The following is a 24,229-nucleotide window of genomic DNA, read 5'->3' as shown; positions in this document are numbered from 1 at the left end:
TCTCTTTTCGTCTATACTTAGGGGTGAACACAATGTGATATTTACACATCCATTTTGTGTGTGATAAACTATGTGCTTTTTGAGCCATATTTTTCTCCTTTCGCTTTACAATTGGCTTGAACACCTTTATTGTATCGCGTTTGGAGTTTTTTTGGTATAACCTTCGACGCGCACCCGCATAGCGGGTGGTTTATTTGTCTCGCACCTAACGGAGCGAGACGGACTGAAAGTCACATAACATAAAAACCAAGGACAATCATCCTTGGTTTTTGTGTAGCTTCAATTTCTACATCACTACTTGCTCGGTAGAATCAAAATTGACTAGAAAAACAATTCAAAACTAATTAGCTGGATTCAATTCTTTCCAGTCGATGTTAGCCAAATCAAGCTTTTCAGAAGAGATATCTAAAACTTGCTCTGCTTTCTCATTGCCACCGATTTGAATAGTTGCTTCTTTAATCTTCTGCACTCCATTTTTTTCAAACGAATATAGAGCCAGGTTCATTTCTGGACGAGTTGACTGCCAGTCTGCATAAGAGACTAGACCATTTTCGTAAATAACAAAGCCTGAGCGAAAACCACCTGCAGAAGCTACATAAGCTGTGTGAAGTAAGTTTGGTTTTTGATTTTCCAAATAATAAATGGCTGAAACAAATTTTTCATCGCCAATAAGTAACTCATCTTGCCCATCCTTATTCAAATCAAGAAGGGCATATTTCCAATCTGGTGCATTTTGATAATCCATTCGAGAGAAAATCATGCCATATTCTTCTGATGCAATCTTGTGTTGTTTATTTTCCTCGTATAAATCTTCTCTATTACCTTGTTTTAAAAGCTCTGTATAGTGATTATAACGTTCAATCACTTCTTTATATACATCTTGTCCAGTTTCCTTCTTATTTTCAGCAGTCGATTGTGACGCCTTGGTCGAAGAGTTACTTGTATTTTCAGTCTTTGCTTCTGTTGATGCACTAGTCTTATCGTCTTTGGAAACAGATGATAGTGCAGATGAAGGTTCTGTATTGCTCCTATTTTTATTGAGACCACAAGATGCCAAAACTGAAATTGAAAAAATAGCTAAAAGCATCATTAAATATTTCTTCATATTAACCTCTATAGCATTGCATTTTCAGATGGATAAACTTCATAAATGAATCATTAACCCAAGTTATACTTAGTTAGGAAATCATTCTACCAAATAATCACACGGTCTTCTGGTGAGCGCCACATTCCGTCGCCTTCTTTGACATCATAGGTTGTAAAGAAATCATCAAAGTTTGGCACTTGGACATTGACACGGAGTTTAGCTGGCGCGTGCACATCGACACTGGCCATGAGTTTCATCAACTCTGGGCGGCCTTTCATACGCCAAATACGCGCAAAGTTATGGAAGAATTCTTCAGCTGAGAAGTCTGGTTCTCTTTTAGCAGCTTCAAGAGCAGCAGCGATACCTCCTAGGTCCGCAACGTTTTCTGATACGGTCAATTTACCGTTAATAGTTGCGCCGTAAGATTCTTGACCATCAAACTGGTCGATAACCTTCTGCGTTTTCTCTTTAAAGGCTGCATAGTCGCTCTCTGTCCACCAGTCCTTGAGACTTCCATTTTCATCAAAGGAAGCTCCGTTGGTATCAAAGGCGTGAGAAATTTCATGAGCGATTACCGCACCGATACCTCCATAGTTGGCAGAAGATGACTGATGCAAGTCATAGAATGGTGCCTGTAAAATAGCGGCTGGGAAAACAATCAAGTTCTTTTGTGGATTGTAGTAGGCATTGACCATGTGAGCAGGCATGCCCCACTCTTTGTAGTCAACTGGCTGGTTCCACTTGCTCCAACTGTGCTTGATTTCCACGCGCGCAAAGGATAGGGCATTCTCAAAGAGGCTAGCGTTTTCGTCTACTACTTTATCCTTGTAGCGAGCTGGCAATTCTTCTGGATAACCGATATAAGGCTTGATGACATTGAGTTTGACGATAGCTTTTTCTCGTGTTTCAGGAGTCAACCAGTCATTCTTAGCCAAGCGTTCCTTATAAACATCAATCATAGTTGCCACTTTTTTCTCAACGTCTGCCTTAGCTTCAGGAGAGAATTTTTCGTGGGCATACCAAAGTCCAAGGGCTTGTTTGAATGGTCCTTGCGCTAAGTGGTAAGCAGCCTTGCGTTTATCTTGGGCTTCTGGAACACCTGAAAGAGCACGGCCATAAGCACCTGACAAGATACGAATCTCATCTGTCAAATAGCTCGTTGAAAGATTGACCACACTCAAGATCAAGCTTGCCTTGAGCAAAGGCCAAGCTTCTTCACTATAGAATTGCTCTGCTGCTTGCCAGAAACGTTCTTCATCTACAATGACCTTATCAGGTACTTGACCAAGAACAGCTTGGAAAAAGTCATCCAATGGAAGGGCAGGAGCAAACTTTTTGAAATCGTCATAAGAATATGGATGATAAAGTTTAGCATATTCTGAACTTTCTTCGTTAGAGAGGACCACAGCTGCGATACGGCGGTCCAATTCCAAACGTTTCTCTAAAAGATCTTCGATTTCTTCATCTGAAAAGTTATAGGCTTTGAGGAGATTAGAAGTACTTTCTTTCCAAAGGTTCAACAATTCCTCACGCTGTGGATGGTCTTCCGCATAGTAGGTTGTGTCAGGCAAGATTGTTCCTGGAGCACTAGCCCAAAGAACATTGGTTCTAGCATCCATAAAGTCTGGTGATACTCCAAATGGAAGGAAGTTTGGTTTACCAGCTAATTCGAATGCAGCTAGTTTACTTGCGAAATCCGCAAAACTTTCCAAATCTTGATATTCATTCAGTAAAGGGAGGACTGGTTTGATTCCATCTGCTTCTCGTTTGTCAAAATCTCTGACCATACTATGGTACTTAACAAAATTTGCTAATATGGCATCTTCAGGAACATCTTCTCCAGCCAACCACTTGTCAGTTGTTGTTAGCATCAACTCTTCAATTTCTTCGTCAAGGTCGATAAAACCACCTGTTCGTGATTTGTCAGCTGGAATGACGGCAGTCTTTTCCCATTCACCATTTATAGCATCATAAAAATCATCTTGATAACGTGTCATTTTATTCTCTCTTTCCTATTTTAACTTATTCCTAGCTTAGCAAAATTCCCTTGGGATTGCAATTAAAAATGCCGAGTTGCCCTCTTATTTTAATCATTAATATTTTAAATTTTTACAAAAATTAACTTGACTTAAAAATAAAATTAAGGTATATTAAAAATAGGAGGAATATAACTGTATGATACGTATCGAAAACCTCAGTGTCTCCTACAAAGAAACGTTGGCACTTAAGGATATTTCTCTAGTGCTCCATGGACCAACAATTACCGGTATCATTGGTCCAAACGGTGCTGGGAAATCAACATTATTAAAAGGGATGCTGGGAATTATCCCACATCAAGGTCAGGCATTTCTCGATGACAAGGAAGTGAAAAAATCCTTACATCGAATCGCCTATGTCGAACAAAAAATCAATATCGACTACAACTTTCCCATCAAGGTCAAGGAATGTGTCTCTCTAGGACTCTTTCCCTCTATCCCTCTCTTTCGCAGTTTAAATGCTAAACATTGGAAGAAAGTGAAAGAAGCCCTTGAAATCGTCGGTCTAGCTGACTACGCAGAACGGCAAATCAGTCAACTGTCTGGAGGTCAATTCCAGCGGGTCTTGATTGCCAGATGTTTGGTGCAGGAAGCCGACTATATCCTCTTGGATGAGCCCTTTGTTGGGATTGACTCTGTCAGTGAGGAAATCATCATGAATACGCTGAGAGATCTGAAAAAAGCTGGGAAGACGGTTCTGATCGTCCACCACGACCTCAGCAAGGTTCCCCACTACTTCGATCAAGTCTTGCTTGTCAATCGAGAAGTGATTGCCTTTGGTCCAACCAAAGAAACCTTTACCGAAGCCAATCTCAAAGAAGCTTACGGTAATCGACTCTTTTTCAATGGAGGTGACCTATGATTGCAGAATTTATCGATGGATTGCAAAAATTCCATTTCTTGCAAAATGCCTTGATAACAGCCATTGTCATCGGGGTCGTAGCTGGAGCTGTAGGATGTTTCATTATTCTACGCGGGATGTCACTCATGGGAGATGCCATTTCACATGCTGTCTTGCCAGGTGTAGCCCTCTCCTTTATCTTGGGCCTTGACTTCTTTATCGGAGCCATTGTCTTTGGATTGCTAGCTGCCATCATCATTACCTACATCAAGGGGAACTCGATTATCAAAAGCGATACCGCCATCGGCATTACCTTTTCTTCTTTCTTAGCCCTCGGTATCATCTTGATTAGTGTCGCTAAAAGTTCAACTGACCTTTTCCATATCCTTTTTGGTAATATCCTAGCCGTCCAAGATACGGATATGTTTATTACCATGGGGGTAGGGGCAGCCATTCTCTTGTTAATCTGGATTTTCTTCAAGCAACTCTTGATAACTTCCTTTGATGAACTCTTGGCTAAAGCCATGGGAATGCCTGTCAATTTCTATCACTACCTTCTCATGGTACTCCTAACTCTTGTGTCTGTGACAGCCATGCAAAGTGTCGGAACTATCCTGATTGTAGCCATGCTGATTACCCCAGCGGCAACTGCTTATCTGTATGCTAATAGCCTGAAAAGTATGATTTTCCTTTCCTCAACCTTTGGAGCGACTGCTTCAGTTTTGGGACTCTTTATCGGTTATAGCTTTAACGTTGCGGCAGGTTCTAGTATCGTGCTTACAGCCGCTAGTTTCTTTCTCATTAGCTTCTTTATCGCTCCAAAACAACGATATTTGAAACTGAAAAATAAACATTTGTTAAAATAAGGGGCAGAACCCCACTAAATTGGAGGATCTAATGAAAAAATTAGGTACATTACTCGTTCTCTTTCTTTCCGCCATTGTTCTTGTAGCATGTGCTAGCGGAAAAAAAGATGCAGCTTCTGGTCAAAAACTAAAAGTTGTTACTACAAACTCAATCATCGCTGATATTACTAAAAATATTGCTGGTGACAAGATTGATCTTCACAGTATCGTCCCTGTTGGTCAAGACCCACACGAATACGAACCACTTCCTGAAGACGTTAAGAAAACTTCTCAAGCTGATTTGATTTTCTATAACGGGATCAACCTTGAAACAGGTGGCAATGCTTGGTTTACAAAATTGGTAGAAAATGCCAAGAAAACTGAAAACAAAGACTACTTTGCAGTCAGCGAAGGCGTTGATGTTATCTACCTTGAAGGCCAAAATGAAAAAGGCAAAGAAGACCCACACGCTTGGCTCAACCTTGAAAACGGTATGATTTTTGCTAAAAATATCGCAAAACAATTGAGCGCGAAAGACCCTAGCAACAAGGAATTCTACGAAAAAAATCTCAAAGAATATACTGAAAAACTAGACAAGCTTGACAAGGAAGCTAAAGAGAAATTTAACAACATCCCTGCTGAGAAAAAACTCATCGTAACCAGCGAAGGATGCTTCAAATACTTCTCTAAAGCCTACGGTGTCCCAAGTGCCTACATCTGGGAAATCAACACTGAAGAAGAAGGAACACCTGACCAAATCAAGACCTTGGTTGAAAAACTTCGCCAAACAAAAACTCCTTCCCTCTTTGTAGAATCAAGTGTGGATGACCGTCCAATGAAAACTGTTTCTCAAGACACAAACATCCCAATCTACGCACAAATCTTTACTGACTCTATCGCAGAACAAGGTAAAGAAGGTGACAGCTACTACAACATGATGAAATACAACCTTGACAAGATTGCTGAAGGATTGGCAAAATAAATTTCTAAAAACGTCATTCTCCTTGAATTGGCGTTTTTGTCTAATCAATTTTCAGTCAAACTATTGGAAAAGTCTGAACATTTAATGTAGAATGAAAGAAAAAAGATTGGAGTAGCTTATGACTACATTCCTTGGAAATCCTGTAACTTTTACAGGGAAACAACTACAAGTAGGAGACAAGGCGCTTGACTTTTCTCTAACAACAACTGACCTTTCTAAAAAATCACTGGCTGACTTTGATGGTAAGAAAAAGATTTTGAGTGTCATTCCTTCTATCGACACTGGGATCTGCTCACTTCAGACTCGTCGCTTTAACCAAGAATTGGCTAGCTTGAACAACACTGTTGTCCTTACTGTTTCTATGGACCTTCCATTTGCTCAAAAACGTTGGTGTGGCGCAGAGGGAATTGAAAATGCCATCATGCTCTCAGACTACTTCGACCACTCTTTTGGACGTGATTACGCGCTCTTAATCAATGAATGGCATCTGCTTGCGCGCGCAGTCTTTGTCCTTGATGCTGACAATATCATTCGCTATGTTGAATACGTAGACAATATCAACAGCGAACCAAACTTTGAAGCAGCCATTGAAGCAGCAAAGTCGCTTGACTAAAAGAAAGCCCACTTATAACAAGGCAGAAAGCTAGAGAAATCTAGCTTTTTTTGGTATACTAGATGGAGATAATAAACAAGGAAATGCGAATGACACCAAATAAAGAAGATTACTTAAAATGTATTTATGAGATTGGCATGGAACTTCCTAAGATTACCAATAAGGAAATCGCTGCTCGAATGCAGGTATCTCCTCCTGCGGTAACAGAGATGATCAAGCGCATGCAATCCGAAAATCTTATCCTAAAAGATCAGAAAAAGGGCTACTTACTAACGGATATTGGTTTAAAACTTGTATCTGACCTTTACCGAAAGCACCGACTCATTGAAGTTTTTCTGGTTCACCATCTGGACTATACCAGTAACCAGATTCATGACGAAGCTGAGGTATTAGAACATACGGTTTCAGACTTTTTTGTCGAGAGATTAGACAAAATGTTAGGCTTTCCAAAAACCTGTCCCCATGGAGGAACCATTCCTGCCAAGGGAGAGCTTTTAGTTGAGATTAATAACCTTCCTCTCTCGGATATCAAAGAAGCAGGAACCTATCTACTAACTCGGGTTCACGATAGTTTTGAACTTCTCCAATATTTGGAAAAACACAGCATCCATATTGGAGACCAACTCCAAGTCAAGCAGTTTGATGGCTTCTCTAATACCTTCACTCTGAGTCACAAGAATGAAGAACTCCAAGTCAGCCTAGAAATTGCCAAACAACTCTATGTTGAAAAAATGAACTAATTTCTCAAGTCCCCTACCAACCCTGAAAGCTTGATTTTCAGGGTTTTATTTCTAGCATTTGATGTTACTCTCATTTTGTTGTAGAATGTTTGTAAAAAAAAAGAAAGATATTTTAACCTATGAAAAAATCACTAAAAATTTTTGCGACATCCAAATGGTTTGACCTCTTTGGTGTTGCTCTGGTCGTTGGAATTGCGATCGCATCTGGTTACCTCAACTCCCGTCTCGATAAATTCGTAGACTGGGGCCCATGGACTGCCCTTGTGCCCTTTGGATTGATTTCCGTAACCAACGTTGGGATTTCCATGTTGTCCACTCGTTTCACGGGAAAATTAAGCAAATGGGGAAATTACTTTGGCATTGTCAATACGATTTTGTCCGGCACCATTGACTATATCCTTGGAAATAAGGCGGCCATTATCACCTATCCTGTCACCTTCCTCATTTATACCTTTGCTATTAAGAAATGGGAAGCTTCGCAAGAAGGCAGACCCAACCAAATGAGCCAAAAACAGATAAAATTAGCTGCCATCATCATTTCAATCATCGCCTTCCTCTTTGCATTTATGACCAACTATATCGGCTATGGAGGAAAGATGAATCTCCTTGCCTACGTAACAACTATTTCCTTTGCACTCTCCCTCATTGCCAATGCTTTGAATGCATTGAAACTGACAACTCAGTGGGGATTTTGGTTGATTTACAATTTCGTTCAGCTGACAAAGGCTGGCATTCAAGGAAACTTTGCCAATATCGGAAAATACATCTTTTATATCCTCAATGCAATCGGAGCTTTATTTGTCTGGAATGATGAAGAAGTGGAAAAATAGAAGGAAACTCAAATAAAGAAAGCAAGCCGAATTAATAGAATCTCCTTACTAAAATTTTTTATCATTTTACTTGTAACTCCCATTCTTTTGGAGTAGAATGAAGCTAGATAAAAGAGGGAGGTCTTGTCATGAAAAAACTCTTTAGAATCCATTTTGCAGCCATCGTAGTCAGCGATTTGCTACTGTTGGTAACTTTCAGACCCCGATACGAACTTTCTTTGGAGAGAGGCCTGATTTTTTGCTTCATTTTCATCCTTGCTCAAGGACTACTGCTATTTCGCTTGGTCAATCGACTCAAAAAACATTTCTCTGAGATTGATTCTCAGATGAACAAAAAAATTCGCCTTTACTACTTAGAGATTCTCTCCGCTGACCTACTATTATTTGTCTTTTTAGCCATCACTGGCCCTCAACATTTTTACTCTCTTACTCCAGTCTTTACTTCCTGTCATTCTACTTTTTATTATATAACGGCTAGCCACCTAAGAGAAAACTATCCAGACTTTTATGACAAACATATCTCTTTGTGGGAGTGTCTCTAAGGAAGAAGAGGTTTTATCATGAAAAAAATCATCTACATCAAAACCATTCAACTCCTCATCATCGATGGAATCATGCTGGCATTTTTGACATTTAAAGAGGGGCTCACTTGGGATTGGATTTTGATTTACAGTGGTTGGCTCATTTTCTTTCATCCTGTACTGTTGATCTATCTTTCCAACCAACTTTGTGACCACTTTAGTCAACTCTATTCCCAGATTAGACCGAGATTCTGGCCTTTTGCCTTACAAACCCTCCTATGGGATAACCTGATAATTCTCTCCTTGCTGTTTTTAAGTGGTATCCCACTTTTCCTTCAGGGAAGTCTCCTCATCCTAGGATATTTCATCCCTTCCTATCGCATCTGCCAAAGCCTGAAAAGAGACTTCCCCCAAGCCTATCAAGAACCGATTTCATTTTGGAATATTTTGTGATAGATAAGAAAAACCAAGCTGACTGGGCTTGGTTTTTCTTATCTATTTTTGGTGTCAAGGATGATGGTTACTGGGCCATCATTGACCAGTTCCACCTGCATATCTGCTCCAAAGACTCCTTTCTCAACAGGAACTTCCTTGGCTAGTTCTTGGTTAAATTCTTGATAGAAAGCTTCCGCCATATCCGGTTTAGCAGCGCCTGTAAAGGCTGGACGATTTCCCTTTTTGGTATCTGCAAACAGAGTAAACTGAGAGATGGAGAGGACTTGGCCTTGGATATCCTTAACAGATAAGTTCATCTTACCTTCAGTATCTGAGAAAATTCGCATATTGACAAGCTTTCTGACTGCATACTCCAAATCTTCTTTTTGATCCTCAGGTCCAACACCTACTAAGAGTAAGAGCCCCTGCTGGATTTTCCCATATACTTGACCCTCAATAGAAACTTGAGCTTTCTTGACACGCTGAACGATAATTCTCATAGCAATCCTTTCTGATGATATCAAGCCAACTTAACCATTGGTCCGTTTGACTGAGTAAACTTCTGGTACACTCTTAATCTTATCAACTACGGTGGTCAGCATTGAAAGGTTTGAAATTCCAAAGGAAACATGGATATTAGCAAATTTCATATCCTTGGTTGGTTGGGCATTAACTGTTGAGATATTCTTAGTCGTATTTGATAAGACTTGCAAGATATCATTCAATAGACCAGAACGGTTGAGTCCGTAGATGTCAATATGCGCCATATATTCCTTGCTTGAGAATTGGTCTTCCCATTCAACATCGAGTAGGCGTTGTTCGTAGTTTTCCTGTGAACGAAGGTTCATACAGTCTACACGGTGGATGGCAACTCCGCGTCCTTTGGTAATATAGCCGACGATATCATCACCTGGAACAGGGTTACAACATTTGGCAATCCGGATCAAGAGCCCAGAAGCACCTTGGATGACTACTCCACCCTCATGCTTAACCTTAAGCGTGTCCTTGTTCTCCACCTTGACTTCGCCACCCTTGACCAATTCTTCAGCCTCTGCCTTAGCCTTGGCACGCTCTTCTTCGCGACGTTCCTTCTCCGTCAAACGGTTAAAGACAGTGATGGCTCCGATTTCTCCAAAACCAATCGCCGCAAATAGCGCTTCTTCTGTCTTGTAGCTGGTTTTTTGAAGGACTTCATCCATGTGGCGTTTGTCCATAAATTTATTGGCCACATAGCCGTTTTCTTGGAGCTGACTAATCAGCAATTCACGGCCTTTATTGATGGACAATTCTTTGTCTTGGTTTTTAAAGAACTGACGAATTTTGTTACGAGCCTTGCTGGTCTTGACCATATTAAGCCAGTCACGACTTGGTCCAAATGAATTTGGATTGGTGATGATTTCAACCTGATCACCCGTTTTAAGCTTAGTCGTCAAGGGAACCATACGACCATTAACCTTGGCACCTGTTGCTTTCTCACCGATTTTTGTGTGAATCTCATATGCAAAGTCAATCGGTCCAGAATCCTTTGGAAGTGAACGAACCGCCCCATCTGGAGTAAAGACATAAATCTCCTCAGCCAGATAGTTTTCTTTGACAGTATCCACAAATTCTTTGGCATCATCTGCTTGATCTTGGAGCTCCATCATCTCCTTGATCCAATTCATTCCAATAGCAGATTCCTTGCTATTAACCTGACCCTTGATTCCTTTTTTGTAAGCCCAGTGAGCCGCAACCCCGTACTCAGCAACCTCGTGCATCTCCTTAGTACGAATCTGGAACTCGATAGGTCCTTTTGGTCCGTAAACAGTCGTATGGATTGATTGGTAACCATTGGCCTTACGATTGGCAATATAGTCTTTAAAACGTCCCGGCATCGGTTTCCAAAGCTCATGAACGTAGCCCAACATCGCATAGACATCACTCTGAGTGTCTAGGATACAACGAATAGCAATCAGGTCGTAGATCTCTTCAAAGCGTTTTTTCTTATCCTGCATCTTACGATAGATAGAGTAGATATGCTTTGGACGACCGTAGATTTTTCCTGTAAGATGGCGCTCAGATGAGTATTCCTCAAGTTTCGTCACAACTTCATCGACCAAGGCTTCACGCTCTTGACGTTTTTCCTTCATCATGTGACTAATCTTGTAAAATTCAGTTGGATTGAGATAGCGGAAAGAGAGATCTTCCAGTTCCCACTTCACACTTGAAATCCCCAAACGGTGAGCAAGCGGTGCATATATTTCCATGGTTTCTCTGGAAATACGCTCCTGCTTGTCCTTACGAAGATGCTTGAGGGTGCGCATATTGTGTAGGCGGTCAGAGAGTTTGACCAAGATAACACGGATATCCTCTGACATAGCCATGAGCATCTTGCGATGATTCTCAGCCAGCTGCTCCTCGATAGACTTATACTCAACCTTACCAAGCTTGGTAACACCATCTACAATCACTCGAACATCGTGACCAAATTCGCGTTCTAAGTCATCTAAAGTAGCATCTGTGTCTTCTACCACGTCATGCAAAAAACCACAGGCAACAGTGACAGCATCTAGCTTGAGTTTAGCTAAGATTCCTGCTACCTGAATAGGGTGGATAATATAAGGCTCGCCTGATTTACGATACTGGCCACTATGACATTCTACAGCATAAACCAAGGCCTTGTGTACAAAAGCCACATCTTCTTTCGATAAATATTTTTGCGTTAAAGCGACAACTTCATCGCCTGAATAAATTACTTCTTTCGGCATGCATACTCTCCAATTCTTCCTACCATTTTAACACTTTTTTGAGGATATGAAAACTAGTAAAGCCCATTCTGTAAGAGTTTGCTTATCTTAGCAAAAAAGCACTACTAGAAAACTCTAGCAGTGCTAACACATTTAAAATCTATCTTAGTAAACTGTTCTTTCAGTTTCTACGTCGAAGAAGTGTGCTTTGTTCAAGTCAAATCCAAGTTCAACTGTTGCACCTGCTTGCAAGTAGTCACGAGCGTCAACTTTTGCAACGAATTCATCTTTACCAACTTGGCAGTATAGGTGAGATTCTGAACCAAGCAATTCTGATACAGAGATTGTTGCTTTCACAACTGATTCTGGGAATGTTTCAAGGAAAGCAGGTTCTGCATTTACGTCTTCTGGACGGATACCGAAGATCAATTCTTTTCCTTCGTAGCCTTTTTCACGAAGAACTTTCAAAGCACCTTCTGGAACTTTCAAAGTAAATCCGTCAGCAACAATGCGGTCACCGTTCAATTTAACATTGATGAAGTTCATAGCTGGGCTTCCGATAAATCCTGCTACGAATTTGTTCACTGGGTTTTTGTAAACTTCTTGAGGAGTACCGATTTGTTCAACACGTCCGATAGTACCTGTACCAGCAGGGTTTTTAGTTGCTGACATGATAACGATACGGTCTGCAAGTGTCATCGCTTCTGTTTGGTCGTGAGTTACGTAGATAGTTGTAGCTCCGATACGACGGTGGATTTTAGCGATTTCAGCACGCATTGATACACGAAGTTTAGCATCCAAGTTTGACAAAGGTTCGTCCATCAAGAATACTTTAGCATCACGGACAATCGCACGCCCCATGGCAACACGTTGACGTTGACCACCTGAAAGGTCAGCTGGTTTACGATCCAAGAATTCTTTCAAACCAAGAATTTCTGCTGCTTCTTGTACACGTTTGTCAATGTCTTCTTTGCTATATTTACGCAATTTCAAACCGAAGGCCATGTTATCGTATACAGTCATGTGTGGGTAAAGAGCGTAGTTTTGGAATACCATGGCAATGTCACGGTCTTTTGGAGCTACGTCGTTGACAACCACGCCATCGATAGATGCAGTACCTTCTGTGATGTCTTCGAGACCTGCAATCATACGAAGAGTAGTTGATTTACCACATCCTGAAGGTCCTACGAAAACGATAAATTCTTTGTCTTTGATGTTCAAGTTGAAATCTTCAACTGAATAGTGTTCGCTATTTGGATATTTTTTGTAAATATTTTTAAGATTTAATTCTACCATTTCGGTGAACTCCTTTTGTCATTTGATAGTTTTATTATAGATGAAAACGCTTTACATTTCTATGGCAAGGTGACCAAAAAAATAAAAAAGTTCTGTGCAACTTGCACAAAACTTTAGATTATATCTGGTAAAATCAACTGATAACACAAGGTTAAATCTGTCAATTCTTTCAACTGCAGTCCTGTCAGTTCTTCCCACTTATCAATCTTATATTGGAGAGAATTGCGGTGCAGATAGAGCTGCTGTGCTGTTTTAGTCAGGACTGCACTGTTTTCCCACAGTGAAAGGATGATTTCCTGAATCTGATCCTGGTCCACAATCATCTGATGCAGATATTCCTTGACAACTCGGAGATCCACGATTCTTTCACCCATACTCCACAGATAGAGTTGAGAAAAAGTATGGAATCCTTGATGACCTTGACGCCACCAGTTTTTAAACAAGTCACGTTCTGCTTTGATGAGATCTGTCAAACTCTGATTTCCTGTTTGAGACCAGACCTGACCTAACATGATGGATAAACGTACTCCAAAGTCATATTCTACAGCTTCCAAGGTATCTGTCAGGATTGAGCGAACGGATGTGTACTTATCCTGTTGGAGAACAAAAATGTAATCCTGCGCTCCAACCTGAAGAACTGTTTGACAATTTGGAAAGAGGGTTTTCATCATCTCTAACCAAGACGTTAAATTCTCCTGTTGAAAATAAGATAGGTGACAATAGACAAGCTGCAATTTTTTAAAGTTTTGCGGTGCCTGTCCTTTGCCTTCAATGAGATAACTATACCAGGGATTGAGGGAAATGGTTTGCTCCTGTTTGGTTAAGAGAGCCATCAGTTGTTTTTCACGCTCGCTAAGACTAGCTTCCTCAAGCAAAAGCCACTGATAATTTGACAGAGGTAGACTTAGATAACCCTCTTTATCAACTGGCTGATCTAAGATTTTACCATCAGGAAACCAATCCAGTAGTTCTTTTGCAATCATTCCTAGCCCTCCACTTTTTGGATGCACCAAGAAATCAAGGTTTCGAGGCGTTCCACATTTTCAGTCATATGAAGATAGCCCATGACCGCTTCAAAACCCGTGGACATACGGTAGGTTACCACATCCGCATTCTTAGCCTTGGTATGGCTGTTGGTATTGCGACCCCGTTTATAGATTTCTGCTTCTTTTTCCGTTAGGACTTCTTCTTCCAGCATGAGGGAAATCAAATGTGCCTGAGCCTTGGCCGACACATACTTGGTTGCCTCTTGGTGAAGTTTATTGGGCTTGGTCATGCCTTTGAGAATGAGATGGCGACGGATATACATAGAATAAACTGCATCTCCTTCAAAAGCTAGAGCAATCCCGTTAATGAGATTGACATCAATCACGTGTCCACCTCACTCCATCCTTGGTGTCAAGTAGCTTAATCCCTTGTGCAGCTAGTTGGTCACGGATTTGGTCAGCTGTCGCAAAGTCACGATTGACACGCGCTTCTTGGCGTTTTTGAATCAAGGCTTCAATCTCTTCATCCAAAACTTCCTCAACAAAGACTACTCCAAAGACTTCTAACATGGCCGCAAGAGCTTCCTTAACGGTTGCATCATAGTTGCCTGAGTTGATCCATTTGGCCATTTCAAAGACAACTGTGATTCCGTTAGCTGTATTGAAATCCTCATCCATGGCCGCTACAAACTTATCTTTAAATGCCTGTAACTCTTGAGCATCTACAGTTCCAGTAAATGGTTGTTCATAGGTGTTCTTCAAATACTTGAGATTAGTCTCCGCATCACGCACTGCTTTTTCCGTAAAATTGATAGGCTTACGGTAGTGCTGAGTGGCAAAGAAGAATCGCAATACTTGCCCATCAATCGTTTCGAGGGCATCGTGTACAGTGATAAAATTACCCAAGGACTTAGACATCTTGACATTGTCGATATTGACAAAACCATTGTGCATCCAGTAGTTAGCGAAGGTCTTGCCTGTTTTAGCTTCTGACTGGGCAATTTCGTTGGTGTGGTGTGGAAACTCAAGGTCAGCTCCACCACCGTGGATATCGATGGTATCACCCAAAATTTCAGTCGACATAACAGAACACTCGATATGCCAGCCTGGACGACCAGGTCCCCAAGGACTGTCCCAAGAAATCTCACCTGGTTTGGCAGCTTTCCAGAGAGCAAAGTCCACAGGATTTTCTTTACGAGCTGTTTCCTCATCTGTACGACCTGAAGCTCCTAGCTCCAAATCTTCCAAGGTTTTATTGGCCAACTTAGCATAGTTATGAGATTTTTCTACACGAAAATAGACATCTCCTTGACTCTCATAAGCATAGCCCTTTTCAATCAAGTCTTCTACAAAGCGGATGATATCAGCCATAAACTCTACAACACGTGGATGACGAGTCGCAGGTTTAACACCCAAAGCCGTCACATCTTCACGAAAGGCAGCGATATACTTGTCCGCTACTTCCTGAGGTGTGATGCCTTCTTCCTTGGCACGGTTGATAATCTTGTCATCTACATCGGTAAAGTTGGAAATGTAGGCAACCTCATAACCACGGTACTCAAAGTAGCGACGAATGGTATCGAAGGCTACTGTTGAGCGGGCATTCCCCACGTGGATATAGTTATAAACTGTCGGCCCACAGACATACATCTTAACCTTGCCGTCCTCGATTGGGACAAATTCTCGCAAATCACGAGACATGGTGTCATAGATTTTAATCATAAAATAATAGTCAGGAAAGCTAAAATTCATAAACAGATATTTTCATAACTAACTGTTCAACGAAATTTTAGTCCGATTGCCTGTCACAAATCGGATTTCCTTGCTCCTTTCTAAACATAAAAGAAGAATGAAGTAAAAAGATGAAGGGAGTCGCTACGGAAGTTTTATTTCTATGTTTTCCGTTAGGCTCCCTTCCTTTCTTGTTTCAAATTTATCGTAAAGACTAGTCTAAACTAACTCTTGAGCAATAACTAGGGCTATCTCAAAGAAAGTCATAGCATCCGCTTTTCTATCCTCGCGTCTAGCATCCCATTCATGATTGTGATGATCAACATAGTCAGCTGTGTAGAAAAATTGATAGACATTGGCTTGTCGATATTGGGCCCAGGCCATGATAGCTGAAGCTTCCATATCTACAACTCTAGCTCCTGCTGCTAGTCTTCGTTTAACTTTAGCAGCTGTCTCACGATAGAAGGCATCTGTGGTCCAAGACTTTGTTCGAATATGCTCAATACCAGCTTTATCCAAGGCTTTTTCCATAGTTAAGAGTAGAGATTGGTCATAAGCTATCTCATCACTTGCTGGAGCATAGTGATAACTAGTACCTTCATCACGTAAAGCCGAGCTTGGTAGGATAATCTTATCTGCTTGAATAGACCGGTCCAAAACTCCGCAAGATCCCAAAACAATAAAGTTCTTAAATCCTCTTGCTTTGAGTTCTTCTAAGAGTCCAACAACCATTGGAGCACCAATCGTAGCCATAGCAACTGCTACCTTACTCCCATCTTTTTCATAGATATACCATGGCAGTTTGCCATTTAGATTGGTAAGATAGCCACCTTCGTAGACACCATCTATCTGCTTTACTCGTCCAAGGATTTCTCCATTAAAAGACAAGATTATGGTATCACAAACTTCTCCACCACTAAGGAGGCTTCGATCAGTTGGCTCGATAACAGCAGGTACATTTTCAAATTCTTCTAATAGCATGTATTACTCTTTCGCATTCAGATAAACCACTTGGGTTTGTTTGACAAAGCCAATCTTTTCATATAAGCGTTTGGCACCTACGTTGCTGTCCTCTACTGCAATCTGAAATTCCTTATCATTTTGCTCAATCAGTTGGTTGACGAGGGATTTTGCTAAATAGCTTCCATAACCTTTTCCACGTTCAAGTTCAGATATTGCTAAACCATAGAAATAATTCGTATTACTCGATAGATCAACCGTGCAAGTCCCAATAACCTGATTATTCTTTAGTAAAATATATAGACGACTTTCTGGATCCTTCAGAGCTTTAGCAACATATCTATCCACAACTTCTCTAGATTCATGTTCCTCTGAAAATGCCTGAAATTTTAACTGACTAATTTGCTCCTGATACGAGCTATCTGCTAACAAAACTTCAAGATTGGAAAGCTTTGCTAACGGGTATGGTCTTCTATCCTTACCTAACCAGGTTTCTGTCTCTTCATCCTCTACCAGTCCCCAGTTGCTGACAAAATCTGGATGACGCTCTAGAAAAATACGTTCTGTCTGAAAAGTCACTGAACGAATAGGGAAAGAAGCCGTTTCTTTCACAAAGCTAGTAAACAAAGCACGTGCAATTCCCTGACGGCGATGATTGGGATGAACCAGTATCGTCACTTCCACATCTTGGTCATCAGCATAGACAGTTAACAAACCAACAAGTTCGCCTTTTTCGTAAAAAAGGAAAAATGCGGGCATGTTTGGGTCAAAATTAAGCATATTAGAGAGATAGGGATAACGATAGGAACCGTCATAGTTTTGGCAACGGTTAATTAGTTTTTTCGCCTCAGATAACTCCTCTTGGCTTAACTTATTTCTTGCTTGAATCATATAGGTATCCTCTACAGCCCAGACGAACTGTGACTAGCTTCCTTAGCATGCTCTAGCTTATCGAGGTAATATTCTCTCTTTGCTTCAACCTCATGAATGGTTGGTTCATCTTTTTGACCATGAACGCGCACAATCTTGGCTGGAATACCAACCACAGTTACATCACTCGGCACATCTGCCACAACAACCGCTGCAGCACCGACCTTGGCATTTTCACCGATTTCAACGGGTCCAATGACTTGGGCATGAGCAGAGATGAGAACACCTTTACGAATGGTCGGATGGCGTTTGCCACAATCCTTCCCAGTCCCACCAAGAGTAACCCCATGGTAGAGAAGAACACCTTTTTCAACGATAGCTGTCTCCCCAATCACTAGTCCTGCTCCATGGTCAATAAAGACACCTGAATCAATCTGAGCACCAGGGTGAATCTCTATCTGCGTCCAAAAACGCCAAAACTGGCTATGCATACGAGCTAAGAGCTTAAAACCGTGGTTCCAGAGAAAATGAGAGAGACGGTGGGCAGCTAAGGCCTTGACACCAGGATAGGTCAGCAAGACTTCCAAGGTTGAGCGAGCTGCTGGATCATTTTCTTTTACGATATCAATGGTTTCACGCCACCATCCCATACATTTCTCCTTTCTTATTCTGAGTCTTTTGGTGTTTCTGTAGTTTCTTTCTTAGGTTTGTGGTCCTTGTGATGGTGACGAGGACGATCGCCATGGCGATGACCTTTATCCCCTTTTTCTTCTGAACGTTCAGGTTTCGGTGGACGTGGCAAGAGTGCCTTCATAGAAGCATCTACACGGCCTTTTTCATCGATCTTAATAATCTTAACATCCACTTCATCGCCAATGGCTACCAAGTCTTCAACACGGTTAGTGCGAGTCCAAGCCATTTCAGAGATATGAACGAGGGCGTCTGTCTTGTCAAAGAGGTTGACAAAGGCACCGAATTTCTCGATACGCACAACTTTGGCATGGTAGACTTCATCCACTTTCGCTTCACGAACCAAACCAGCAATGATTTCTTTAGCGCGGTTAATAGCAGCTTGGTCACTAGAGTAGATAGATACGTTACCTTCTTCGTCGATATCAATCTTAACGCCTGTTTCAGCGATGATCTTATCAATCGTTTCTCCACCTTTACCGATAACAATCTTAATCTTATCAACATCAATCTTGATAGTATCAATTTTCGGAGCAGTTGGAGCCAATTCTGGACGAACTTCTGGAATCGTTGCTTCAATCACGTCAAGGATTTCAAAACGAGCTTTCTTGGCTTGGGCAAGAGCTTCAGTCAAGATTTCTGCAGTAATCCCTTGGATCTTGATATCCATTTGAAGGGCTGTAATCCCGTCACGAGTACCTGCAACCTTAAAGTCCATGTCTCCAAAGTGGTCTTCCAAACCTTGGATATCTGTCAATACTGTGTAGTTGTTTCCATCTGAGATGAGACCCATAGCAATCCCTGCTACTGGCGCCTTGATTGGTACACCACCAGCCATAAGGGCAAGTGTTCCCGCACAGATAGATGCTTGAGATGAAGAACCGTTTGATTCCAAGACTTCTGCTACCAAACGAATCGCGTATGGGAATTCTTCCAAGCTTGGCAATACTTGAGCAAGAGCACGCTCACCAAGAGCACCATGACCAATTTCACGACGACCTGGAGCACCGTAACGTCCAGTTTCACCAACAGAGTATTGTGGGAAGTTATAGTGGTGCATAAAGCGTTTCTTATACTCTGGATCCAAACCATCGATGATTTGCGTTTCACCCATTGGCGCCAAAGTCAAGATAGAAAGAGCCTGAGTTTGTCCACGAGTAAAGAGACCTGAACCATGTACGCGAGGAAGGAAGTCAACAACCGCATCCAAAGGACGGATTTCATCGACCTTACGGCCGTCAGGACGAACCTTGTCTTCAGTGATCAAACGGCGCACTTCTGCGTGTTCCATTTGTTCCAAGATTTCAGCCACATCACGCATGATACGGTCAAATTCTTCGTGGTCTGCATATTTTTCTTCATAAACTGCTGTGACTTGGTCTTTCACTGCTTGAGTTGCAGCTTCACGCGCCAATTTTTCTTCTACTTGGACTGCTTTTTGAAGGTCGCTGTTGTAAGCTGCGATAATTTCAGCCTGCAAGTCAGCATCTACATGAAGCAATTCTACTTCTGCTTTTTCCTTACCGACTGCCGCAACGATTTCTTCTTGGAAGGCAATCAATTCTTTAACGGCTTCGTGTCCTTTGAGAAGAGCTTCCAACATGATTTCTTCTGACAATTCTTTGGCACCAGACTCTACCATGTTAATAGCGTGCTTAGTACCAGCTACTGTCAATTCAAGAAGCGATTGCTCTGCTTGTTCTTGACTTGGGTTGATGATAATTTCTCCATCAACATAGCCTACTTGTACCCCAGCTATTGGTCCGTCAAATGGAATATCTGAAATAGACAAGGCTAATGATGAACCAAACATAGCCGCCATTGGTGCAGATGCATTTTCATCATAAGAAAGAACCGTGTTGATGACTTGCACTTCATTACGGAAACCTTCCGCAAACATTGGACGGATTGGACGGTCAATCAAACGCGCTGTCAAGGTCGCATCTGTTGAAGGACGTCCTTCACGTTTCATAAAGCCACCAGGAAACTTCCCAGCTGCATACATTTTTTCTTCGTAGTTGACTTGAAGTGGGAAGAAATCTCCAGTTGCCATCTTCTTAGACATAACGGCAGCAGTCAAGACAGTTGACTCACCGTAACGCACCACAACAGAGCCATTTGCTTGCTTAGCAACCTGACCAGTCTCTACGATCAACTCACGACCCGCAAAAGTCGTTTGAAACACTTGTTTTGTCATTGTAATCCCCTTTGGATTGATAATATTATACGCCTTGCCTACAAAGATCAAGATACAAATCATTAGAAAGGATTGATGCTAAAGCATCTAAGCCTTTCACGCTAATCGCTATCATGCGATTAGCTAAATGCTTTACTAACTCCCTCGTCAAATAATATCGATTTGACTCGCTCGTGTCGCTAAACCTTGCAGTTTGAATGCATTGTATTATTTAATACCCTCATCTTTGTATCAAGTACGTACAGAGTCTATTTTATCATATTTTTCTTAAAAAGTGCTGGCTTTTCTATTAAAAAGGAACCATTCCTCCATGAAAAGAAGAATGGTTTGCTTTTTATTATCCTAAAGATTGGTGATTAAACAAGGCATGGGTTGCTTGGTGAATGTACTGAGCAGTATCTGCATTGTTCATGGTGTAGAGATGCACACCTGCTACGTCTTGCGTTACCAAGTCCACGATTTGGTCTACGGCATAGGCAAGTCCTGCTGCTCTGAGTGACTCAGGGTCATTCTCATACTTGTCCAAAATAGCCTTGAACTTACGTGGGAGATGGATATTCTCACAAGTCTTCAAGAGACGAAGCGCTTGGTTACGATTCAGGATTGGCATAATTCCAGCATGGATAGGAACATCAATCCCAGCCAAGGTACATTTATCTTGGAAATCGTAGAAACGCTCATTGTCAAAGAAAAGCTGAGTGACAAGACTTGAACAGCCTGCATCTACTTTTCTTTTCAGATTTTGAATATCTGAGATTTGGTTTGGCGAATCAGGGTGCCCTTCTGGGTAACAAGCTCCAATAATTTCAAAATGTGGCGCCTGCTCCTTGATAAACTCAATCAAGTCTGTCGCGTAACGGAAATCCTTTTGTGGCTCCACATCAGGAATGATATCTCCACGAAGAGCCAAGATTTTCTGAACCCCAACCTTATCCAAATCTGCAATAGTCTCTGCCACCTTATCCTTTGTCAGATAGATAGCTGGCAAGTGAGCGATTGTCGGAATAGCCAAATCATTTTGGATATAGTCTGCCAAACGAACCGTCGTCTCTTTGATATTAAATTTATTATTGCTGGCAGTCACACTGATAAAGTGTGGGGCCAAGTCCTGCATATCTTTCAGGGCTGCAATAATTTTGTCATTGCCTACTGCTGGGTTTGGAGGGAAAACTTCAAATGAGAGGGACGGTGTTTGACGTGACATATTTATGAACCTTTTCTAGTTGATTTCTTACTGATCAACCATGTATGGAGAAATGTCTTTTCTTACAATTTCTCACGCGCAGCTTTCGCAGCTTCAACAAGGCGGATCAAGCTTTCTTTTGTTTCTGGAATACCACGTGTTTTCAAACCACAGTCAGGGTTGATCCAAACTTTCTTGCTTGGCACTTTAGCAAGGATGGCTTCGATTGTGTGGTCGATTTCGCCTTCATTTGGTACACGAGGTGAGTGGATATCGTAAACCCCAGGTCCAACTTCTGTTTGGAAGTTTTTCGCTTTGAGTTCGTCCAAGATTTCAAGGTTTGAACGGCTAGCTTCAAATGAGATAACGTCTGCATCCAAGTTGTCGATAGCTGGGATGATATCTGTAAATTCTGAGTAACACATGTGAGTGTGGATTTGTGTGTCTGGTGCTACTGTTGAGTGTACCAAACGGAAGGCTGGAATAGCCCAGTCAAGGTAGTCTTCGTACCAGTCGCTACGACGAAGTGGCAATTTCTCACGTAGAGCAGCCTCGTCGATTTGGATGATTTTCACGCCTGCAGCTTCAAGGTCGAGAACTTCATCCTTGATAGCAAGAGCGATTTGAAGAGTAGAATCCTTGATAGAGATGTCTTCACGTGGGAATGACCAGTTAAGGATAGTAACAGGTCCAGTCAACATACCTTTAACAGGTTTGTCAGTACGGCTTTGTGCATAGCTAGACCATTTCACAGTGATAGGGTTGAGACGAGTCACATCACCCCAGATGATTGGTGGTTTAACCCCACGCATACCGTATGATTGCACCCAACCGTTCTTAGAGAAGAGGTAACCTGACAAGTTTTGACCGAAGTACTCAACCATGTCGTTACGCTCGAATTCACCGTGTACAAGCACGTCAAATCCAACTTCTTCTTGCCATTTGATCCATTCGTCGATCGTTTCAGCAAGGAAGGCATCGTATTCTTCTTGTGACAATTCACCCTTACGGAAGGCCAAACGTTTAGCACGAACTTCCTTAGTTTGAGGGAATGAACCGATTGTTGTTGTTGGAAGAGCTGGAAGTTTGAAAGCTTCTTCTTGGATTGCTTCACGTTCTGCAAAGGCTGGCAAACGAGTGTAGTCTGCGTCAGTCAATCCAGCGATACGTGCACGAAGTTCCGCATTTTCACCAACACGTTCAGTCGCAAAGAGTTCTTTGTTTGCTGCAAGAGCTTCTGCTCCTTGACCATTACGGATAGCATCCAAGTCACGGATCTCATCCAATTTTTCAACTGCAAATGCGAAGTGGTTCAAGATAGCTGGTTCGAATTCTTCATTAGCAGTTGTAAATGGCACATGAAGAAGTGAACATGAGCTTGTCAAGACAATGTTTTCAGCTGGGATTTGCTCAAGAATAGCCAAGCTCTTTTCGTAGTTGTTGCGCCAGATGTTCTTACCATTGACAATACCTGCATAGAGAGTCTTGTCAGCTGGGAAGCCACCTTTAACGAGTTCAAGAGTTTTCTTACCTTCAACGAAGTCAAGACCGATCGCATCTACTGGCAATTTCACAAGGTCAGCGTAAACGTCACGAACGTCACCGAAGTATGTTTGAAGCAAGACTTCAAGACCTTTTTTGTCAGCCAAGAGTTTGTTGTAGATGTTCAAGAAGAGGGCTTTTTCTTCTTCTGTCAAGTCTTTGACAAGAGCAGCTTCGTCGAGTTGGATACGAGTTGCACCAAGTTCAGCCAATTTCGCAAAAACATCTTGGTAAGCAGCTACTAAGCTATCTACGAAGTCTTCTGCTTTCACACCTTCTTCAAAGTCTGACAATTGAAGGAAAGTGAATGGACCTACAAGGACAGGACGAGTGTTAAGTCCAAGCTCTTTTGCTTCTTGGAACTCATCAAAGATCTTGTGACCAGCCAATTTTACTTGAGTGTCTTTTTCAAATTTAGGAACGATATAGTGGTAGTTGGTGTTGAACCATTTCTTCATTGGAAGGGCACGAACATCCCCTTTTTCTCCTTGGTAACCACGTCCCAAAGCAAAGTAACGTTCAAGATCAGACAATTCCAAGTTTTGCACTGAAGCAGGAACTACGTTGAAAAGGAAAGCAGCATCAAGGAAGTTGTCATAGTGAGAAAAGTCATTTGATGGGATTTCAGTGATGCCTTTTTCTTTGACGATGTTCCAGTGTTTTGCACGCAATTCTTTCGCAGCAGCCAAGAGTTCTTCTTCTGAGATTTCTTTTCTAAAGTATTTTTCAGTTGTAAATTTTAATTCGCGGAATTCACCCAAACGTGGGAATCCGATAATAGTAGTTGACATGTTTTGTCCTCCAAAAATTGTTGTTGAAACTATCTTAACAGAAAAGAAATCATCTGTATAATTGTAAAAAATTAGGCTTTGATATAGTTTGAAACTATATCGCTATTTGAAGTACAAAAAAAGATTTGGAGAAGATTCCCCAAATCCTTTGAAAAAACAACGGTTCATAGACTTTTTAAATAGCTAGGTTCAGAACAAAATATCAACGAATTGAAAGCTGACTATGGCTTGCTATTAGAAAAGACTATAGGTTGATTTTTCTTTTGTAATTCTGATATTTCCCTGAAAAGTGCGGACGGGAGGTGAAATTATCCAGTGGATGATTTT

General features: G+C 41.5%; 22 protein-coding genes and 1 pseudogene. 8 read left to right on the top strand and 15 right to left on the bottom strand.

Features of this window, described 5'->3' with window-relative positions:
* The 3 genes and pseudogenes from QM877_RS05965 to QM877_RS05955 form a co-directional block, all read right to left on the bottom strand.
* Nucleotides 1-88: pseudogene (locus tag QM877_RS05965) on the bottom strand (IS200/IS605 family transposase); the annotation flags it as partial.
* Nucleotides 89-340: 252 nt separating this feature from the next.
* Nucleotides 341-1,105, bottom strand: a complete 765-nt coding sequence (locus QM877_RS05960) for a hypothetical protein (RefSeq protein WP_414317851.1) — start codon at nt 1,103-1,105, stop codon at nt 341-343.
* An 86-nt stretch (nt 1,106-1,191) separates the two neighbouring features.
* Entirely contained in the window at nt 1,192-3,084 is a 1,893-nt protein-coding gene (locus tag QM877_RS05955; protein WP_414317850.1) for a M13 family metallopeptidase, read from the bottom strand.
* 178 nt (nt 3,085-3,262) lie between these two features.
* On the opposite strand from QM877_RS05955, the gene QM877_RS05950 reads away from it, so the two are divergent.
* The 8 genes from QM877_RS05950 to QM877_RS05915 all read left to right on the top strand — a co-directional run bounded on the left by QM877_RS05950 (nt 3,263) and on the right by QM877_RS05915 (nt 8,948).
* A complete protein-coding gene (locus tag QM877_RS05950; protein WP_414317849.1) occupies nt 3,263-3,985 on the top strand; it encodes a metal ABC transporter ATP-binding protein in 723 nt (240 codons plus the stop codon).
* A complete protein-coding gene (locus tag QM877_RS05945) occupies nt 3,982-4,830 on the top strand; it encodes a metal ABC transporter permease (RefSeq protein ID WP_000559776.1) in 849 nt (282 codons plus the stop codon). The genes QM877_RS05950 and QM877_RS05945 overlap by 4 nt, the downstream gene beginning before the upstream one ends.
* Nucleotides 4,831-4,861: 31 nt before the next feature.
* Nucleotides 4,862-5,791 carry a metal ABC transporter substrate-binding lipoprotein/adhesin PsaA gene (gene psaA, locus QM877_RS05940; RefSeq protein ID WP_414317848.1) on the top strand — a complete coding sequence of 310 codons (930 nt, stop codon included), beginning with the start codon at nt 4,862-4,864 and terminating at the stop codon, nt 5,789-5,791.
* Nucleotides 5,792-5,909: 118 nt separating this feature from the next.
* The gene (tpx, locus tag QM877_RS05935; RefSeq protein WP_414317847.1) at nt 5,910-6,404 is read left to right on the top strand and encodes a thiol peroxidase; all 495 of its coding nucleotides are present in this window, start codon (nt 5,910-5,912) and stop codon (nt 6,402-6,404) included.
* 89 nt (nt 6,405-6,493) lie between these two features.
* The gene (locus QM877_RS05930) at nt 6,494-7,144 is read left to right on the top strand and encodes a metal-dependent transcriptional regulator (RefSeq protein WP_371560402.1); all 651 of its coding nucleotides are present in this window, start codon (nt 6,494-6,496) and stop codon (nt 7,142-7,144) included.
* Between the two features lie 119 nt (nt 7,145-7,263).
* Nucleotides 7,264-7,974: a nicotinamide mononucleotide transporter gene (locus tag QM877_RS05925; protein WP_248035952.1), complete on the top strand. Its 711-nt coding sequence runs from the start codon at nt 7,264-7,266 to the stop codon at nt 7,972-7,974.
* Between the two features lie 128 nt (nt 7,975-8,102).
* Nucleotides 8,103-8,516, top strand: coding sequence for a hypothetical protein (locus QM877_RS05920; protein ID WP_414317846.1), 414 nt, complete (start codon nt 8,103-8,105; stop codon nt 8,514-8,516).
* A gap of 18 nt (nt 8,517-8,534) precedes the next feature.
* Nucleotides 8,535-8,948, top strand: coding sequence for a hypothetical protein (locus tag QM877_RS05915; RefSeq protein ID WP_414317845.1), 414 nt, complete (start codon nt 8,535-8,537; stop codon nt 8,946-8,948).
* A 38-nt stretch (nt 8,949-8,986) separates the two neighbouring features.
* Here QM877_RS05915 and dtd read toward each other — a convergent pair whose 3' ends face one another.
* The 12 genes from dtd to metE form a co-directional block, all read right to left on the bottom strand.
* Nucleotides 8,987-9,430 carry a D-aminoacyl-tRNA deacylase gene (gene dtd / locus QM877_RS05910; protein ID WP_414317844.1) on the bottom strand — a complete coding sequence of 148 codons (444 nt, stop codon included), beginning with the start codon at nt 9,428-9,430 and terminating at the stop codon, nt 8,987-8,989.
* Between the two features lie 30 nt (nt 9,431-9,460).
* Complete coding sequence (locus QM877_RS05905) at nt 9,461-11,677, bottom strand: RelA/SpoT family protein (protein ID WP_001123766.1); 2,217 nt, start codon at nt 11,675-11,677, stop codon at nt 9,461-9,463.
* Nucleotides 11,678-11,821: 144 nt separating this feature from the next.
* Nucleotides 11,822-12,952: an ABC transporter ATP-binding protein gene (locus QM877_RS05900; RefSeq protein WP_049504000.1), complete on the bottom strand. Its 1,131-nt coding sequence runs from the start codon at nt 12,950-12,952 to the stop codon at nt 11,822-11,824.
* A gap of 113 nt (nt 12,953-13,065) precedes the next feature.
* Nucleotides 13,066-13,935 carry a helix-turn-helix domain-containing protein gene (locus tag QM877_RS05895; RefSeq protein WP_414317843.1) on the bottom strand — a complete coding sequence of 290 codons (870 nt, stop codon included), beginning with the start codon at nt 13,933-13,935 and terminating at the stop codon, nt 13,066-13,068.
* Nucleotides 13,936-13,937: 2 nt separating this feature from the next.
* Complete coding sequence (locus QM877_RS05890; RefSeq protein WP_414317842.1) at nt 13,938-14,324, bottom strand: Mini-ribonuclease 3; 387 nt, start codon at nt 14,322-14,324, stop codon at nt 13,938-13,940.
* Nucleotides 14,317-15,660 carry a cysteine--tRNA ligase gene (gene cysS / locus QM877_RS05885; RefSeq protein WP_414317852.1) on the bottom strand — a complete coding sequence of 448 codons (1,344 nt, stop codon included), beginning with the start codon at nt 15,658-15,660 and terminating at the stop codon, nt 14,317-14,319. The genes QM877_RS05890 and cysS overlap by 8 nt, the downstream gene beginning before the upstream one ends.
* 228 nt (nt 15,661-15,888) lie before the next feature.
* A complete protein-coding gene (locus tag QM877_RS05880; protein WP_414317841.1) occupies nt 15,889-16,650 on the bottom strand; it encodes a nucleoside phosphorylase in 762 nt (253 codons plus the stop codon).
* Between the two features lie 3 nt (nt 16,651-16,653).
* Nucleotides 16,654-17,520, bottom strand: coding sequence for a GNAT family N-acetyltransferase (locus tag QM877_RS05875; RefSeq protein WP_414317840.1), 867 nt, complete (start codon nt 17,518-17,520; stop codon nt 16,654-16,656).
* A gap of 11 nt (nt 17,521-17,531) precedes the next feature.
* Nucleotides 17,532-18,149, bottom strand: a complete 618-nt coding sequence (gene cysE, locus QM877_RS05870) for a serine O-acetyltransferase (protein WP_414317839.1) — start codon at nt 18,147-18,149, stop codon at nt 17,532-17,534.
* Nucleotides 18,150-18,163: 14 nt separating this feature from the next.
* The gene (gene pnp / locus QM877_RS05865; protein ID WP_414317838.1) at nt 18,164-20,386 is read right to left on the bottom strand and encodes a polyribonucleotide nucleotidyltransferase; all 2,223 of its coding nucleotides are present in this window, start codon (nt 20,384-20,386) and stop codon (nt 18,164-18,166) included.
* 337 nt (nt 20,387-20,723) lie between these two features.
* A complete protein-coding gene (gene metF, locus QM877_RS05860; protein WP_414317837.1) occupies nt 20,724-21,590 on the bottom strand; it encodes a methylenetetrahydrofolate reductase [NAD(P)H] in 867 nt (288 codons plus the stop codon).
* A 62-nt stretch (nt 21,591-21,652) separates the two neighbouring features.
* A complete protein-coding gene (gene metE, locus QM877_RS05855; protein WP_414317836.1) occupies nt 21,653-23,902 on the bottom strand; it encodes a 5-methyltetrahydropteroyltriglutamate--homocysteine S-methyltransferase in 2,250 nt (749 codons plus the stop codon).
* Between the last annotated feature and the right edge of the window lie 327 nt (nt 23,903-24,229).

The organism is Streptococcus infantis (genome assembly GCF_047463655.1).
In the GTDB taxonomy this organism is placed as follows: Bacteria; Bacillota; Bacilli; order Lactobacillales; family Streptococcaceae; genus Streptococcus; species Streptococcus infantis_Z.
The sequence above is the reverse complement of the archived record's forward strand: the minus strand, read 5'-3'. Positions and strand labels throughout refer to the sequence as shown.